Genomic DNA, 16,151 nt, shown 5'->3' with positions numbered 1-16,151 from the left:
TAAAAGATTACGCATTTTCAGATTCACGTAAACGCTGTGAAATAACTTCCGTCACGCCATCTCCACGCATGGTCACGCCATAGAGTGCATCAGCTATCTCCATCGTGCGCTTCTGGTGGGTGATGATGATCAGCTGTGAACTTTGGCGTAATTCTTCAAAAATTGTCAGCAGTCGACCCAAGTTCGTATCATCAAGTGCGGCCTCGACTTCATCAAGCACATAGAAAGGACTCGGGCGTGATTTAAAGATGGCGATGAGCATTGCAATTGCGGTAAGTGACTTCTCGCCTCCTGATAGGAGTGAGAGGCGCTTGACTCGCTTGCCTGGCGGGCGTGCTTCAACATCGACTCCCGTATTGAGTAAATCATCAGGGTTAGTCAGGAAGAGTCGACCATCTCCCCCTGGGAATAGACGAGCAAAAATATCCTTGAAGTGCTCAGCGACATCCTCGTATGCCTGCATAAATATGTCTTGCACGCGATCATCAACTTCCTTGATGATATCCAGCAAATCTTTCTTAGTGTTCTTTAAATCTTCTAGTTGCTCAGCTAAGAACTTAAGACGTTCTTCCAGGGCATCATATTCTTCAAGAGCCAATGGATTTATCTTGCCAAGCAGCGTGAGAGAACGCTCAGTTGCGGCTAACCGCTTCTCTTGCTGATCACGGCGGTATGGAATGAGTTCAGTTGCAACAATTTCACCTGATTCAGTTTCGATGAATGTAGGCACATCCTTATCGGGACCATATTCGTTGATTAGAGTTGGAATATCTATACCGAGTTCCTCAACTGCCTTAATCTTAAGTGCCTCTACTCGCATACGTTGTTCCGCGCGCGCTATTTCATCGCGGTGAACGCTGGATGTGAGCTGGTCTAGTTCGGATGTTAGCTCGCGATTTCGCGCGCGTACTGTCAGAGTTTCACCTTCTCTATCTGAACGGTTTGACTCCAACCGGGAACGTTCCGTCTGAGCCTTCGCAATAGAACGTTCAATTTTAATGAGAACTTCATAGGCGGCTTCAGCGATTGCTTGAGAAATAATGGCACCTCGGGCTCGGGCTCCGCGACGCGATACTGCGCGTTCAGATGCATCTCGCTCTGTTTGCGCTGATTCCTCAAGTGCCAGCGCACGGGCTGAAATCGATGTGACTCGCTCTTCAGATGTACGCACAGCTAAACGTGCCTCGACTTCTGCAGTTCGAGCTTGTGAAACAGAGTTGCGGATCTCCTCCGCACTTGAATGATCAGGTTCGGTTATCTCACCATGGTGTTGCATCTGAGTGCGAGCAATCATCAGTTCATTCTCGTCGCGAGACTTAGCAGAGGTAGCTTCATTAATAGCAACTGTGAGGCGATCTACTTCTGCACCAGCCGACTTAATGTTCTGACCTGAAACTGCTAGTTGCTCGGTCAGCGCTGCAATACGAGCATCTGATTCGTTTAGCTTAGCTAGCGCTGAATCAAAATTAGATTGCCTATTTTCTACCTCAGTGACCGCAGTAGAAATCTCAAATTTAAATCGGTCGCTCTTATGATTTATATCCTCTAACTTTGCGCCCAAATCGGCAACAAGTGCGGATATTTCAATCAGTGAACGTGAAGATGCCGAGCCGCCTCGTGCCCGGTGTGATGTAAATACATCCCCATCTCGAGTGACCACAGTGACTGACTTGTGCTGGCGCAAAATTCCTTCGGCTTCAGATGCGTTATTGGCCACCACTGTTATCGAAAGAAGTGATGTTAAGAGTTCAGAAATTTGGTTCGAGCGTACATGGCTGAGAAGAGAGGTCAGTCCGCTAGGGGTAGAAGTCACAGATTGTTGGCCTGGCTCATAGACCAGCACATCCGCTCTCCCAAGATTTTCGCGGCGAAGTGTTGTCAGCACGCTCACGGCAGAAGAGAGATCTTTTACGACTACCGCATCTGCAAGTCCCCCGAGTGCGGCAGCCGTTGCTGCCTCCCATCCTTTATCGATCTCAATGAGTGCAGCGATACTTCCAAGGATCTGTACCCCACGGGAATCGCGAACCAACTCTGCGGCACCATCGCGTGATTCAGAGGTAATGCGTATTGCCTCTAGCTTTGATTCAAGGCCGTTTCGCTCACGGTCAGCGGCTCGCTCTGCATCAATGAGTTCCTCGAAGGATTTTTTTGCGGTATCAAGTGCGCTCTTAGCGACTTCGAACTGAAAATCTAGGCCCTGTTCACCGGCATCGGCGCTACCAATTTCCATTTCAAATCTAGAATAATCTACCTTTGCAATATCTAAACGGGATTGTGCTTCAGTGCGTGCTGCTGCCAGACGTGAAATTTCTTCCGTGATTGCTTCCAGTCGTGCCGCAAGAGATTTGATGTGTCCTTCTTGCCGCGCTGTGCCTTCTCGTTGATCAGCGATTGCTCTCATCGCAGCGGCAATGGTGTCTTCCTCGGCCTTGAGCTCGGCCTCGGTAGTTCCTAAAAATGTTGTTGCTTGTGTTAGTGCACTCTGCGCTTGTACAACTTCTGCACGAAGTCGAGATTCTTCAACGCGCAGGGCTGCAGCTTCTTGGTCGAGAGCTTCGGGATCTCGACCAGCGCTTCGAGCTTCTTCGGCTTCTTCTGCCAAGAATCGTGAGCGCTCCTGCGCCAAAGATTGCGTGCCCCTAAATTTTTCACGCAGGGCGCTCAATGAATAGAAATTCTCTTGCGCACTTATTAAAAGTGGACTCTCAAAAGCTGAGGTGGCATCAAGTTCCTGTTCCCGGCGGCGAACAGTGTCGAGCTCTGTCTCAACTAGTGCACGACGTTCACGTAGAGCGTTCTCATCTGCAACTTCAGCATCGAGAGTCTTAGACATTGCAATGTAATCATCTGCCAGCAATCGCAACTTAGCATCGCGCAGATCTGCCTGGATCGTGGCCGCCTTCTTGGCGACCTCTGCCTGCTTGCCAAGTGGACGCAGCTGACGCCTGAGTTCAACGGTGAGGTCATTAACGCGCGCCAGATTTGCTTGCATGGAGTCAAGCTTGCGAATCGCCTTCTCTTTACGTTTACGATGTTTAAGAACACCGGCAGCCTCTTCAATAAATCCTCGACGCTCTTCCGGTGTTGCCAGCAAAATTGCATCCAGTTGGCCCTGTCCAACGATGACGTGCATTTCACGGCCAATACCTGAATCGCTGAGGAGCTCTTGAATGTCGAGAAGTCGTGATGCTTCGCCGTTGATCTGGTATTCACTCTGTCCATTACGAAAGAGGATGCGCGAAATAGTTACTTCGGTATATTCAATCGGTAGCGCGCCATCGGTGTTATCTATGGTCACTGCAACTTCAGCGCGACCAAGCGGTGCCCGGCCAGACGTTCCGGCGAAGATTACGTCTTCCATCTTTCCACCGCGCAGAGATTTTGCGCCCTGCTCGCCCATCACCCATGTGAGCGCATCAACGACATTTGATTTTCCAGAGCCGTTAGGACCCACCACGCAGGTGATTCCGGGTTCGAGTCGAAGAGTGGTGGCAGAGGCAAAGGATTTAAATCCTTTGAGTGTCAGACTCTTCAAATACACGCGGTAAACCTACCGGTGTGTGCGCCATTGGTATAAAAGCGACTCGGTTAAAGTTGAACTTGAGGGTTTAAGGCTCAAGTAGAGAAAGTATTTCCAAAGCGGTGCGCGCTGCTGATTGTTCTGCTTCGCGCTTACTTTTTCCTCTTCCTTCTGCAATTGGCGCACCTGCAACAAGTGCTACTGCAGTAAAACTCTTATCGTGATCTGGACCTGTTTCACTGACTTGATATTCAGGAGATCCCTTGCCTTGTGCGGCTAACAACTCTTGCAACGCTGTCTTTCCATCAAGGCCGGCACCTCTCGACATTGCGTTATCGAGAGTCTCTTTAATCAAATGGCGAACTACCATCGTTGATTTTTCAAATCCACACTCAAGATAGATGGCGCCAATTAAGGCTTCTAGTGCATCGGCTAAGAGAGAGTTTTTGTCTCTGCCATTTGTTACTTCTTCGCCTTTGCCCAAACGGATATATTTCCCAAGTTCGAGAGTTCGCGCGATATCTGCAAGTGCGCGCATATTGACTATGCCTGAACGCAGCGGAGATAAGCGACTTTCATCAAGATCTGGGTATTTAACGTAGAGCTCTTCGGTGACGATCAGGCCTAAAACCGAGTCACCTAAGAATTCCAGGCGCTCATTGGTCGTTGATATTCCAGTTTCATATGCAAAGGAACGGTGGGTAAAGGCTAACTCAAGCAGTTCTGGAGAAAGTTCTACCCCTAATTGCTTAAGAAGGTTTGAGTACAGATCAGACCTCTAGAACCTGACGGCGGTTGTATGTGCCACATGTTGGGCAAGCAACGTGGTTGAGCTTTGGTTGCTGACACTGTGGGCAAGTTGAAAGAGCCGCTGCAGTTGTCTTCCACATGCTTCGACGGGAACGTGTCTTTGAACGAGACATTTTTCGCTTTGGTACTGGCACGGTAATCTTCCTTAATCTTGATGGCTACTTGATTGCTGCAAATCTAGATTTGCTAGCTGGTGTGGCGATAGGGCTAAGTATCGCCCATATCTCCTTAATTGCCAAAATCTAGGCTTCCGAGACCAGACCAGCGGGCATCGATGACTTCATGGGCATGGTCCTCTTGAAGGGATTCCCACTTTTCCCCGCAATCAGGACAGAGGCCCAGGCACTCCTTGGAGCAGAGTGGGTTAACCGGCAGCGTGAGAATGATTGCATCGATGATAGGAATCTCAAGATTCATGAGGTCACCTTCCATCTGCAACTCTTCCACATCTTCTAAATCAATATCTTCTTCCTCGAGCTTTTTCTTCCGTCCTTTTTCATTGGTGGGTTCGTATCGATAAAGCTCTTGAATTTTTCGGTCAATCACAATCTCAACTGGATCCAAGCAGCGAATACATTCCCCTTGAGCTACTGCATAGATTTGCGCGCTGAGTAGAACTCCTTCAGTCACTGACTCAAGACGGGCATCGACTTCAATGACATCCCCTTCTGGAACCGCAATAAGCGGCACTCCAATACGCGCATTAGCCGCAATATCTAGTTGATATTCCTTCATCTCACCAGCGCGACGACCAAGCTCGTAAGTATTGAGCAGGAAAGGTTGCGCGTCTCTATTCATAAAAATCAGTCCTCTTGCTAACTAGCGATCAGAGTTGAGCTGAGATAGGACGTCGTTATCGCCGGCACCTTCAAGGCGTTCACGTCCACGAGCCACTGCATCTAGGGTTTTGTTGAGAATCACTTCAAGGGTTGCAAGGCGAGAATCTATATATGCCTCGACCTCATGTCGTTCTTCTTCGGCAACTGCGCGAGCATCTACCAGGATTCTCTTGGCTTCATCGCGCGCTGCCTGCACAATTGAAGTCTGCTCAATCATCCGTGAAACATCTTCACGAGTGGTTGCAATCATTGCTTCGGCACTTGTTCGACCTTCATCAATAATCTGATCGCGATCTTGAAGAATAGCTTCGGCTGTTAGGAAATCAACTGGGAGAAAATTACGCGCGCTATTTAGAATTTCAAGCATCTCACCACGATGGATAACGCAAGAAGCAGAAAGTGGCACGCCGCGCGCCTCTTCAATCATCGCAATAGCAGTATTGAGTTTTTCTATCGAATCCATTGTCATTCTGATACTCCTACTCTTGCCTTCAGTGCTTGATGAACATTATCTGGAACCATGCTTGAAACATCGCCACCAAAGTGAGCAAGCTCCTTAACAATTGATGAGGATAAGAACGAATGCGTCGGCGAAGTTGCCATAAACATAGTTTCCACACCTGATGCTTGGGTGTGAACCTGTGCCATCTGCAACTCATAATCAAAATCTGTTACCGCACGCAATCCCTTCACAATCGCCTGAACGTTATTGGCTTTGCAATATTCAACAAGAAGCCCGTCTCCGGAATCAACTCGAACATTCTTAAACTTGGCAACATTTTCCTGAATCATCTGCATCCGCTCTTGGATCGTAAACAGGCTCGATTTCTTGCGGTTAACAAATACTGTCACGATTACCTCATCAAATTGATGACTGGCGCGCTCGATGATGTCTAAATGCCCGAAGGTGATGGGATCAAATGACCCGGGACAAACGGCGCGTCTCATAGTGCAAACGCTAGCAATGATTCGAGTTGTTATCCATTTTCCGCATCTACAGGCGTGGGAGAACCGTAGAAAATAGTTGCTTGGCCGTAATTCTTTTCACGCACTTGCTCGAGCCCATCAGGCCAGGAAATCTCACGCACTCTGCTATTTCTCTCTACTGCAATCAGTGCTTGTGGATGTAAGAAACCGCCAGAAACAAGCTGGATCAGGGTTTCAATCACATCAAGGTCAGCTAGATCATAAGGAGGGTCGACATATACAAAGTGATATTGCAACTGCGCCTTATCTTGCAAGAATCGATTCACGCCCATCGTGTAAAGATGAAACATTCCGGGGCACTGCGCGCTTTTGATATTCTCATAATTCTTCTCAATCGCCTGCGCTGCGGGCTCATCTTTTTCTACCGCGTGCACAACTAAGGCGCCTCGAGACAGCGCCTCTAGCGCAATCGCACCTGTACCGGCGTATAAATCAAGGACATGCAATCCAGCAAAATCTCCGAATTCTGAAGCCAGCGTTGAGAAGAGCGCTTCGCGCGCACGGTCAGATGTAGGGCGCGTGGCAGATGCGACTGAATCAATATTTCGCCCTTTTGCCCGGCCGGCAATGATTCTCATGATTAAGCCTTATCTATAAATTCAGCAGCGGCATCTGCTTGTATCTGCGAAAGTTCAGCCTCAAGAAGTGGATACTTCTTGATATCTTCATCAAGAATTCTAGATGCATCTTCCCGTGCCTGCTCAATCATTGATTCATCACGCAAGACGCGCAGTAATCGCAGATGTGATCGTGATCCAGATTGACTTGCACCCAATACATCTCCCTCACGTCTTTGCTCTAAGTCAATCCGCGAGAGTTCAAAGCCGTCAGTAGTACCAGCTACCGCCTCTAATCGCTCACGTGCTGGAGTTTCAGCAATGGCATATGTCACAAGCAGGCACAGCCCAGGTGAAGTTCCTCGCCCCACACGACCACGCAATTGGTGGAGTTGTGAGACACCAAAACGGTCGGCATCCATGATGACCATCACTGTGGCATTGGGAATATCCACACCTACTTCTATAACAGTCGTTGAAATTAGAACATCAATCTCTCTATTGCTAAATGCCCTCATGGTGGCGTCTTTAAGTTCTGAGGCCTGCTTTCCATGCAAGGGCGCCACACGAAGTCCCTGCAGCGCCCCGCCCGAAAGAAGTGGGCCAAGGTCTTCAACTGATGCCAAGATGGATGAACTTTCTCCCATAAGAAAATCGATATCCGCATCCTCTGATGTGCCCGCTGCGATACGAGGTGCGACAACGTAGGCCTGATGCCCTTGTGTGACTTCTTCCCGGATTCTCTCCCACGCACGTTCCAGGAAGCCAGGTTTTTCTAAGACTGGCACAACATGAGTGGTAATCGGTTGTCGTCCTAGTGGAAGCTCGCGCAGAGTTGATATATCGAGATCTCCGAAAACCGTCATGGCAACTGTGCGTGGAATTGGTGTTGCCGTCATGACCAATAAATGTGGTGGAGTTACAGCCTTGCCTTTAAGCGCATCGCGTTGTTCAACTCCGAAACGATGCTGTTCATCGACCACAATTAAACCTAAATCGTTAAACTCAAGGCTTTCGCCTAGAAGTGCATGGGTACCAATCACAATTCCGGCCGCACCTGATGCTGCTTGCGCTAGCGACTCTTTGCGCGAAGCCGCACTCTGTGATCCAGTGATTAGCGTGACATGAGTTGCTTTCTCGGATCCACCCAACATTCCGCCAAGAGCAAGTGGGCCAAGTAGGCTCTGAATGGTTCGCAGATGTTGCGCAGCTAAGACTTCAGTGGGTGCAAGCAGCGCCGCCTGTCCCCCGTTATCAATCACAGTCAGCATTGCTCGCAGCGCAACAATCGTCTTTCCTGAACCTACTTCACCTTGTAGCAGCCGATTCATCGGATGCGGCTGCGCTAAATCATTTTCAATTTCTGCCGAAACGGAGCGCTGACCTGCGGTAAGTTCGAAGGGCAGAGATGCATCAAAATCTTTCAGGAGTCCATCTGGTGTGACTGCTCGTGCTACTGCATCCAGACCTTTGAGTTCTTTCCGTCGTGTAAGTAGTAACAATTGAAGCAAGAACGCTTCATCGTAGGTAAGTCTTTCTCGCGCTTTCTCTGCGCTATCGAGATCTGCCGGATTATGTAGCTGCACCAGAGCTTGATGGAGCGTTGGGTATCCATACTTTTCGCGTATTGATTCTGGCAGGTAATCAGGAACTTCATCGAGTGCACCTATCGCTAATTCAATGCATTGGGCTATCTTCCAGGATGGCATCTTTGAACTCGCCGGATACATAGGCAGGTACTTGCCTGCAAAACCTTCCACGGCAGCATCTACATCGTTGCCATCGGCAATGAGCTCATAATCTGGATGAGAAAGCTGGCGTTTGCCGTTAAAGACCCCTACCTTGCCGGCAAAGAGTCCTTGCTTTCCTACCTTTAAATCTTTCTCACGCCATGCTTGGTTAAAGAATGTAAGCGATAACTTCGCACTTCCATCAGTGACAATAACTTCAAGAATGTTCCCCTTTCTTCCCTGCAGTCGCCGGCTGCTGGCGCTAAATACTTCAGCCAGAATTGTTACCTCATCGCCCTCATTAAGCTCTGAAATATTAGAGAGTTCCCCACGCACTAAATAGCGACGCGGATAGTGATGGAGTAAATCCCCGACCGTGAGATAGCCATATAAGTCTCGCAGTACCTTTGTTGTGCGATCACCCAGTACTCCAACTAGTTTCGAGTCCAGGGTTGCCATGGCGACATTCTCTCGCCTTGGTTGCAATCCGCCTTGCTTTAAGAGCGCGTGCTTTGAGCATAAATTTCATCGGATTCGCCCAAAGGCGCCCCTCTTGCTACCCTTACGCTCTGTTCGATTACGAGCGTTTAATCTAGAAGGAGAACCACCCATGGCATCTTCATGCGACATCTGTGGCAAGGGACCAAGCTTTGGCAACAACGTTTCACACTCACAGGTGAAGACACGTCGCCGTTGGAATCCAAATATTCAGCGTGTGAAGACTTTGGTAGGCGGATCATCAAAGCGTCAGAACGTTTGCACTTCATGCCTTAAAGCCGGCAAAGTCACCCGCTAAATTTTTTTAATTGAAATGGCTCCAGGAAACTGGGGCCTTTTTCATTTCTATCCCCGAAATTCCAGATCCTGACATAACTCTTCCTACGCGCACTCCGGGTAAGTCTTTACCCGTAGCAAGAAACACATGATCTTCTCCGCCACCCAAGACCCAATCCCACACATCACAGCCGCTATCTATCGCCAATTTCTGCAACTCGGCAAACTCTACCGACGATTGAATGAGCTCAGAGTCGAAATGCAAGCAAACACCTGATGCCGCTGCCAATTGCTGAGCCTGAATGAGAAGTGAATCGCTGATGTCGCAGAGCGCAGTTGCAGCAGAAAAATTCAAATCGTAATCAAGTGTGGGAGCAGAAAATTCTGCAATCGCTTTCGTTACACTCGCTCCTGTCGAGGGCTTCGCCTTCGACAGAAGAGCAAGACCTGCAGCAGACCACCCGGTGAGGGAAGAGATGAAGATTTCATCACCAGCGCCGGCGCCACTGCGAAGTATGGGAGCATCACAGCGTCCCACTGCCGTCATAGCGATGGTAATCACTGATGAGCGTGCAATATCCCCACCAACAATAAGTGCGCCCGCACGATCTGCCTCAGCTTTCATGCCATGAGCGAGTTGTTCTATCCATAGTAAATCTTCGGCACCGGTGAGCGTGAGCGCAGCAACTAAGTAATCACAGCTAGCACCCATAGATAAAACGTCGGCAACATTAGCTGCAGTAATTTTGCGCCCAATATCAAAGGGCGATGACCAATCAGTTCGAAAATGTACGCCTGCAACTGCCACGTCGGTTGTAATTACTTGACGTCCAGCGCCCTGGATTACAGCAGCATCATCGCCTATTCCGACAAGAAGACGAGGGTCGTTGGTTGCGAAGACTTCCTTTAATACCGAGATCACATCCGCTTCGCTAAACCCCATAGCCATAAGCCTAGGACATGAGATAACGTTAGGTCGAAGCGAAAGGAACTTATATGTCTATACAGGCTTATATCCTGATTCAAACTGAGGTAGGCAAGGCCTCATCCGTTGCTAACGTCATTAAAACGATTCCAGGAGTTTCACTCGCGGAAGGCGTTACTGGTCCATACGATGTCATTATGCGCGCGGAGGCGCCATCGATGGAAGATTTCGGACGCGCAATCTTGTCTAAGGTGCAAGCGGTTCCCGGTATTACTCGCACACTTACCTGTCCTGTAACTAATTAATCTAGAACTAATTAATTACCGAGCACGCCATTTGTGCGCTTTTTTGCACCTTGTAATAAATGAGTAATAACTTCTGAGTAATCAATTCCCGTTGCAGCCCACATCTTTGGAAATACTGAAGTCGCTGTAAATCCAGGCATCGTGTTGAGCTCATTGATAATCACTTCACCTTTTTCAGTCAGGAAAAAATCCACCCTGGCTAGGCCTGAGCAGCCGAGTGCTAAAAATGCCTTGATTGCAGAGTCACGGATTTTATCTGCGATTGCACTATCAATAGGTGCTGGAAGTTCTATCGAGGTTGCACCATCTAAGTACTTTGCTTCAAAGTCGTAGAACTCAAATCTGGAATCGATATGAATCATTCCAGCTACCGATGCTTGCGGGGCGCCGTTGATTTCAAGGACAGCGCATTCAATCTCGGAGCCAATTATTGCCTTTTCCACCATTGCTTTTGAGTCAAAGCGATGCGCTTCGGCAACTGCAGCTGGTAATTGGTCGGCGCTTTTCACCTTAGTTGTCCCACGCGAAGATCCGCCACGTGCCGGCTTAACAAATACCGGATAACCAAGACCTGCGATCTCTTTTGTAATAACAGCCGAGTGAGACTCCCAGGCACCTGCTTTGACCACTATTCCCGGCACAGTTGCAATGTCGTGCGATGCAAATATTGGCTTGGCAAATGATTTATCCATTGCCACAGCCGATGCCAGAACTCCGGAACCCACATAAGGCATATCTGCCATTTCCAGAAGTCCTTGAATAGTTCCATCTTCACCATATGGACCATGCAATAACGGAAAAACGATATCAATCTTCAAATCTTTTCCACCGCTAGAAAATCCGGCAATATCGGCAACAACCGTCGGGGCACCTTGTGGAACGGATGGAAGAACGCCATTAACGATAGTCATGTTGTGATTTTCTGGAATTAGCACCCACGAACCCTCTTTGGTAATCCCAATCAGAATGGGTTCATAGGCTCTGCGATCAATAGCAGCAAGTACTCCCCCAGCAGAGATACACGAGATTTCATGCTCGCTGCTTCGCCCACCGCAAATAATCGCAACGCGCTCTGTCATCGGATGAAGTTTTCGGCCTTAGTTGTAATCTCCATCAGCCTTTGTAGCGCCGCTTCCGGTGTGAGCTTTTCGCTCACAATGTCAGCTACTGCTTCAATCACCGGAACTTCAATGCCCACGCGATGGGCAATTTCAAGTACCGCACTTGATGATGCAACGCCTTCGACAGTTTTATCCATCTGTGCACGCGCAGCGCTCATCGAACCTGTTCGACCTATAACTTCACCAAATGTTCGATTGCGAGAAAGGGGTGAGCCACAACTAGCAACGAGATCTCCCATTCCAGCTAAGCCGGCGGCAGATAATGGATCAGACCCGTGAGCTGCACATAATCGTGCGACTTCATTTAACCCGCGGGTAATTAACATGGCTTGGGTATTTTCGCCAAAGCCCATGCCAATAGATAGCCCAACCGCTAACGCAATAACACTCTTTATAGCGCCGGCAAGTTCACAGCCCATGACATCAGTTGAGGTGTAGACGCGGTAGTAGGGAGTACGAAATAGCTCTCTAATCTGATCGGCTAACACTTGCGAAGTTGCTGCAGCAACAGCGCCGGCGGGCTGACGAAGAACAAGTTCATCAGCCAAGTTAGGTCCGGTAATAATTGCCATCTTGTGCACACCAATAACATCTTCAATGACCTCGGTCATTCGCATTTGGGTGTTTATTTCAATTCCCTTTAACGTGCTTACAATCGTGCAGTCTGATGGAAAGCGATTTTTCCAATCTTCCAGCGTTGCCCGAATTTCTTGCGCAGGTATGGCAAGAACATACATCTGTGAGAACGCAAATGCATCGTCCAGACTGGTAGTCGCGATGATATTATCGGGAAGTACGTGGTTACCTAGATACTTCACATTGGTGTGAGCGGTGGTGATTTCTGTGATCACAGATTCACTACGGCCCCAAAGGAGTACTTCATTTCCCGCATCACTTAAGACCTGCGCCATGGTTGAACCCCAGGCGCCGGCACCGAAAACAGTTACTTTGCTCATGCTCTCTTCTTCTTAAAGTTACCTATCCGTGGAAGATCTGATGTGTGCGGGTCAAAGATTACTTCAGGTCGCTTCTCACCACGAATATCTTCGAGAAGAACGGTAATTTCTCGCATGATTTTAGCTGTTGCTTCAATCAGCGCCTGGGAGTCCTCGTGCTTTCCTTTCCAGGGCGAGAGATCGACCGGCTTACCCGCCCGCACGATGATTGTCTTGCGCGGAAAAAGTCTTACTCGCTTGGTGTAATTCGGAACGACAAGTTGTGAGCCCCACTGCGCAATCGGGATGACGGGCGTATCTGTTTCCAGCGCAAGGCGAGCACATCCCGTCTTGGCAATCATGGGCCACATCTGGGCATCTCGGGTAAGAGTTCCTTCTGGGTAAACCCCGAGCATATGTCCGGACTCCAGCAGAATCTTTGCGTGATCAACCGCATTTTTAGCATCGATAGTTTCTCGTTCGACCGGAATCTGACCAGAGGCTAAAAGAATCTTGCCAACTACAGGAACTCGAAAAACCTCAACTTTGCCAAGATATCGAGGTGCTCTGCCATTTCGAAAAAGAAAGTGCGTGAAGACCAGGACATCGAGATAAGACATGTGATTGCTTGCGACGATGACTCTGCCACTGGCCGGAATGTTCTGCGCGCCCTTCCAATCTCGACTCATGAAGAGATTAAAAATTGGAATCAAAATAGCTGCAAAGACTTTATAGGTGAGATTTGTGCCTAGTGGAAAACCGCGCGGCGGTTCATAAGAAAGCTTGAACTCTGCCATGTTCGCTATGGTAACGGGGAAAGCAAGAAGGAGCCCCGCTTTTGCAAGACTCCTTCTTGATAAAAGTGCTAAGAATTAACGCTTCTTAACTGCCTTCTTTGCTGGCTTGCGCTTTGCCGGAGCCTTCTTTGCAACCTTCTTCTTAGCTGCTGGCTTCTTCTTCGCAGGAGCCTTCTTTGCAACCTTCTTCTTAGCTACAGCTTTCTTCGCTGCTGGCTTTGGAGCTGCCTTAACTTCTGGCTTAGGTGCTGGACCAAGTTTGCGATCTCCAGCAATGATTTCCTTGAGTGCCTTTGCAGGAAGGAAACGTGCCTTCTTTGACGCCTTGATCTTGATTGTCTCGCCGGTGAATGGGTTACGCCCCATACGTGCCTTGCGATCAACCTTCTTAAACTTACCGAAATCGTTGATCATGACGTCGTTTCCGGCTGACATGTTACGAACGATTGTGTCAAAAACTACATCTACAGCGTGTGCTGCATCTTTCTTGCTGCCGTTGAAGTGTGGGGCCAACGCAGCGATGAACTGGGCCTTATTCATTCAGTTTCCCCTTAATGAGAAGTTTTACGCTTAAATAATTAAGCTTTTGCCTAACTGCGTAAAACATAAACCTATTCATGGGGTGAGAGCGTTATTAACGCGCGCGTGTCGCAACGAATTATTTCAATAAAAAACACATATTCATGTGTAAAAAACTCTCATTCGGATATTGAGGGTTTAGTACGTCCCACTCACCCTTTCCAAAAAAGCATTACTGCACGCTCATTTTCATACCTTAAGTGGGTTTAAATTCGTATAGGTAGCGTCTTTGGCTTAAATGCAGGGCGTTTTGCTTCAAAGGCGTCAATGGAATCAGTGTGCTTCAAGGTTAATCCGATGTCATCTAGGCCCTCCATGAGGCGCCAGCGGGTGTAATCATCGAGTTCAAAGCTCACCGTGATGGCGTTGTAGGAAACTCTGCGCGCCTCTAGGTCGACGGTAATTGAGGTAGTGGGCTCACTCTCGATCGCATCCCAGAGGGCGTCAACGACCGCTTGCGGGACAATGACGGTCAATAATCCACCTTTCAGGGAGTTATTCCGGAAAATATCTGCAAAGCGGCTTGAGATCACTACCTTGAAACCATAATTTTGTAGCGCCCATACTGCATGTTCGCGTGATGACCCAGTTCCGAATTCTGGTCCGGCCACAAGCACGGTACCGCTCTTGAACTCTTTTCTATTGAGCACAAATTCAGGATCTGAGCGCCAGGCTGAGAAGAGACCATCTTCGAAGCCGCTACGTGTTACGCGCTTTAAATACACAGCCGGAATGATCTGATCAGTATCAACATTGCTGCGGCGAAGCGGAACTCCACTTCCTGTGTGTTTAATGAATTTTTCCATTTTTCTTGAACCTCTCTTACAAATCTGCCGGTGATGAAAGTGTGCCGCGAATTGCAGTTGCTGCAGCTACTAATGGACTCACAAGGTGGGTGCGTCCACCTTTTCCTTGGCGGCCTTCAAAGTTTCTATTTGATGTGGATGCCGAACGCTCACCGACGGCAAGTTGATCTGGATTCATGCCAAGGCACATCGAACAACCAGCATTTCGCCATTCAGCACCCGCATCGATAAAGACTTTATCTAGCCCTTCCTGCATCGCTTGCTGACGTACTCGCTCAGAGCCAGGGACTACCAGCATGCGTAGCGTCGATGCAATCTTCTTGCCTTCCAGAACTGAAGCGGCGGCACGTAAATCTTCGATACGGCCATTGGTGCAAGAACCCAAGAAAACAGTGTCAATAGCTATCTTCTTCAGTGGTGTTCCAGCCACAAGTCCCATGTATTGCAGAGCGCGCTCGGCAGCTCCACGCTCTTCGGCATCTTTGATTTCGGCCGGGTTTGGTACTGATGCATTTAGTGGCAACCCTTGTCCTGGGTTAGTACCCCATGTGACAAATGGTTCTAGCTCATCTGCATTGATTGTGATTTCAACATCGAATTTTGCATCGGCATCAGTAAACAAGCTCTGCCAATAGCTTTGCGCACCTTGGAAATCCTCCGGTGCATGTGGCTTACCCTTGATGTAATCAAATGTCTTCTGATCTGGTGCAATCAGACCCGCGCGCGCTCCAGCTTCAATGGACATATTGCAGACTGTCATGCGGCCTTCCATAGACAGTGCTCGAATGGCAGAACCGCGGTATTCAATGATGTATCCCTGGCCACCGCCGGTACCAATCTGGGCAATAATTGCAAGAATAATATCTTTCGCACTCACGCCAGTTTTGAGTGTTCCCTCAACATTGATAGCCATTGTCTTTGGTCGACGTGATGGCAGCGTCTGTGTTGCAAGAACGTGTTCTACCTCTGAGGTACCAATACCAAATGCGATTGCGCCAAATGCACCATGGGTGGAAGTATGTGAATCTCCACAAACAATAGTCATGCCTGGCTGGGTAATTCCAAGCTGCGGGCCAACAACGTGAACTACGCCTTGGTCGGCATCTCCCAGTGAGTGAAGACGGACACCAAATTCTTTCGCATTGCTACGCAAAGTATCGATCTGCAACTTTGAAACCGGATCAGCAATCGGCTTGAGAATATCTAGCGTTGGCGTGTTGTGATCTTCGGTTGCAATTGTCAGATCAGCACGACGCACTGGCCGACCCGCAAGACGCAGACCATCGAAAGCTTGTGGACTTGTTACTTCATGAATCAGATGCAGATCGATATAGAGCAGGTCAGGTTCACCTTCTGCGCTCCGAACAATATGGTCATCCCAAATCTTCTCCGCGAGTGTTTTACCCATAATCTCTGGTGCTCCTAATCTTTGCGTTAACTAAATTGCGTCTCACAGAATGGGA

General features: G+C 48.7%; 18 protein-coding genes. 3 read left to right on the top strand and 15 right to left on the bottom strand.

Annotated features, from left to right (window positions below; all coding sequences use genetic code 11):
• Positions 1-7 precede the first annotated feature (7 nt).
• The 3 genes from smc to rpmF form a co-directional block, all read right to left on the bottom strand.
• The gene (gene smc / locus AC9UEP_RS00305) at positions 8-3,544 is read right to left on the bottom strand and encodes a chromosome segregation protein SMC (protein WP_509542950.1); all 3,537 of its coding nucleotides are present in this window, start codon (positions 3,542-3,544) and stop codon (positions 8-10) included.
• Positions 3,545-3,611: 67 nt separating this feature from the next.
• Positions 3,612-4,244 (bottom strand): ribonuclease III, encoded by a 633-nt coding sequence (rnc, locus tag AC9UEP_RS00300; RefSeq protein WP_509543076.1) that lies wholly within the window; start codon positions 4,242-4,244, stop codon positions 3,612-3,614.
• A 49-nt stretch (positions 4,245-4,293) separates the two neighbouring features.
• Positions 4,294-4,467, bottom strand: coding sequence for a 50S ribosomal protein L32 (gene rpmF / locus AC9UEP_RS00295; protein WP_095674956.1), 174 nt, complete (start codon positions 4,465-4,467; stop codon positions 4,294-4,296).
• Between rpmF and AC9UEP_RS00290 the strand changes: the two genes are divergently transcribed.
• Complete coding sequence (locus AC9UEP_RS00290; protein ID WP_509543083.1) at positions 4,412-4,579, top strand: hypothetical protein; 168 nt, start codon at positions 4,412-4,414, stop codon at positions 4,577-4,579. The genes rpmF and AC9UEP_RS00290 overlap by 56 nt on opposite strands.
• Here AC9UEP_RS00290 and AC9UEP_RS00285 read toward each other — a convergent pair.
• From AC9UEP_RS00285 to recG, 5 genes are read right to left on the bottom strand one after another with little or no spacing between them, the layout of a single operon-like run.
• Positions 4,562-5,131: a YceD family protein gene (locus AC9UEP_RS00285; RefSeq protein ID WP_509542948.1), complete on the bottom strand. Its 570-nt coding sequence runs from the start codon at positions 5,129-5,131 to the stop codon at positions 4,562-4,564. The genes AC9UEP_RS00290 and AC9UEP_RS00285 overlap by 18 nt on opposite strands.
• Positions 5,132-5,152: 21 nt before the next feature.
• Positions 5,153-5,635, bottom strand: a complete 483-nt coding sequence (locus AC9UEP_RS00280) for an ATP synthase subunit B family protein (protein WP_509542946.1) — start codon at positions 5,633-5,635, stop codon at positions 5,153-5,155.
• Between the two features lie 2 nt (positions 5,636-5,637).
• Positions 5,638-6,120, bottom strand: a complete 483-nt coding sequence (coaD, locus tag AC9UEP_RS00275) for a pantetheine-phosphate adenylyltransferase (RefSeq protein WP_509542944.1) — start codon at positions 6,118-6,120, stop codon at positions 5,638-5,640.
• A 29-nt stretch (positions 6,121-6,149) separates the two neighbouring features.
• Entirely contained in the window at positions 6,150-6,737 is a 588-nt protein-coding gene (gene rsmD, locus AC9UEP_RS00270; RefSeq protein WP_509542943.1) for a 16S rRNA (guanine(966)-N(2))-methyltransferase RsmD, read from the bottom strand.
• Positions 6,738-6,739: 2 nt separating this feature from the next.
• Positions 6,740-8,905: an ATP-dependent DNA helicase RecG gene (recG, locus tag AC9UEP_RS00265; RefSeq protein ID WP_509542941.1), complete on the bottom strand. Its 2,166-nt coding sequence runs from the start codon at positions 8,903-8,905 to the stop codon at positions 6,740-6,742.
• A 151-nt stretch (positions 8,906-9,056) separates the two neighbouring features.
• Here recG and rpmB point away from each other — a divergent pair, with 151 nt between their 5' ends.
• Complete coding sequence (rpmB, locus tag AC9UEP_RS00260; RefSeq protein ID WP_095674961.1) at positions 9,057-9,242, top strand: 50S ribosomal protein L28; 186 nt, start codon at positions 9,057-9,059, stop codon at positions 9,240-9,242.
• A gap of 6 nt (positions 9,243-9,248) precedes the next feature.
• On the opposite strand, the gene AC9UEP_RS00255 is transcribed toward rpmB, so the two are convergent.
• Positions 9,249-10,163 carry a thiamine-phosphate kinase gene (locus AC9UEP_RS00255; RefSeq protein WP_509542939.1) on the bottom strand — a complete coding sequence of 305 codons (915 nt, stop codon included), beginning with the start codon at positions 10,161-10,163 and terminating at the stop codon, positions 9,249-9,251.
• A 53-nt stretch (positions 10,164-10,216) separates the two neighbouring features.
• On the opposite strand from AC9UEP_RS00255, the gene AC9UEP_RS00250 reads away from it, so the two are divergent.
• Positions 10,217-10,450, top strand: coding sequence for an Lrp/AsnC family transcriptional regulator (locus tag AC9UEP_RS00250; protein ID WP_509542937.1), 234 nt, complete (start codon positions 10,217-10,219; stop codon positions 10,448-10,450).
• 11 nt (positions 10,451-10,461) lie between these two features.
• Here AC9UEP_RS00250 and AC9UEP_RS00245 read toward each other — a convergent pair whose 3' ends face one another.
• The 6 genes from AC9UEP_RS00245 to leuC form a co-directional block, all read right to left on the bottom strand.
• Positions 10,462-11,529, bottom strand: coding sequence for a D-alanine--D-alanine ligase family protein (locus AC9UEP_RS00245; RefSeq protein ID WP_509542935.1), 1,068 nt, complete (start codon positions 11,527-11,529; stop codon positions 10,462-10,464).
• Positions 11,526-12,527: an NAD(P)H-dependent glycerol-3-phosphate dehydrogenase gene (locus AC9UEP_RS00240; protein ID WP_509542933.1), complete on the bottom strand. Its 1,002-nt coding sequence runs from the start codon at positions 12,525-12,527 to the stop codon at positions 11,526-11,528. Before AC9UEP_RS00240 ends, AC9UEP_RS00245 begins: the two co-directional genes overlap by 4 nt.
• On the bottom strand, positions 12,524-13,303 hold the full coding sequence (locus tag AC9UEP_RS00235) for a lysophospholipid acyltransferase family protein (protein ID WP_509542931.1): 780 nt from the start codon (positions 13,301-13,303) through the stop codon (positions 12,524-12,526). The genes AC9UEP_RS00240 and AC9UEP_RS00235 overlap by 4 nt, the downstream gene beginning before the upstream one ends.
• Before the next feature lie 75 nt (positions 13,304-13,378).
• Complete coding sequence (locus AC9UEP_RS00230) at positions 13,379-13,843, bottom strand: HU family DNA-binding protein (protein WP_509542929.1); 465 nt, start codon at positions 13,841-13,843, stop codon at positions 13,379-13,381.
• A gap of 245 nt (positions 13,844-14,088) precedes the next feature.
• Complete coding sequence (gene leuD, locus AC9UEP_RS00225) at positions 14,089-14,688, bottom strand: 3-isopropylmalate dehydratase small subunit (RefSeq protein WP_509542927.1); 600 nt, start codon at positions 14,686-14,688, stop codon at positions 14,089-14,091.
• Between the two features lie 16 nt (positions 14,689-14,704).
• On the bottom strand, positions 14,705-16,096 hold the full coding sequence (gene leuC, locus AC9UEP_RS00220) for a 3-isopropylmalate dehydratase large subunit (RefSeq protein WP_509542925.1): 1,392 nt from the start codon (positions 16,094-16,096) through the stop codon (positions 14,705-14,707).
• Positions 16,097-16,151: the final 55 nt, after the last annotated feature.

The sequence above is a fragment of the Candidatus Planktophila sp. genome (assembly GCF_040402315.1).
In the GTDB taxonomy this organism is placed as follows: Bacteria; Actinomycetota; Actinomycetes; order Nanopelagicales; family Nanopelagicaceae; genus Planktophila.
The sequence above is the reverse complement of the archived record's forward strand: the minus strand, read 5'-3'. Positions and strand labels throughout refer to the sequence as shown.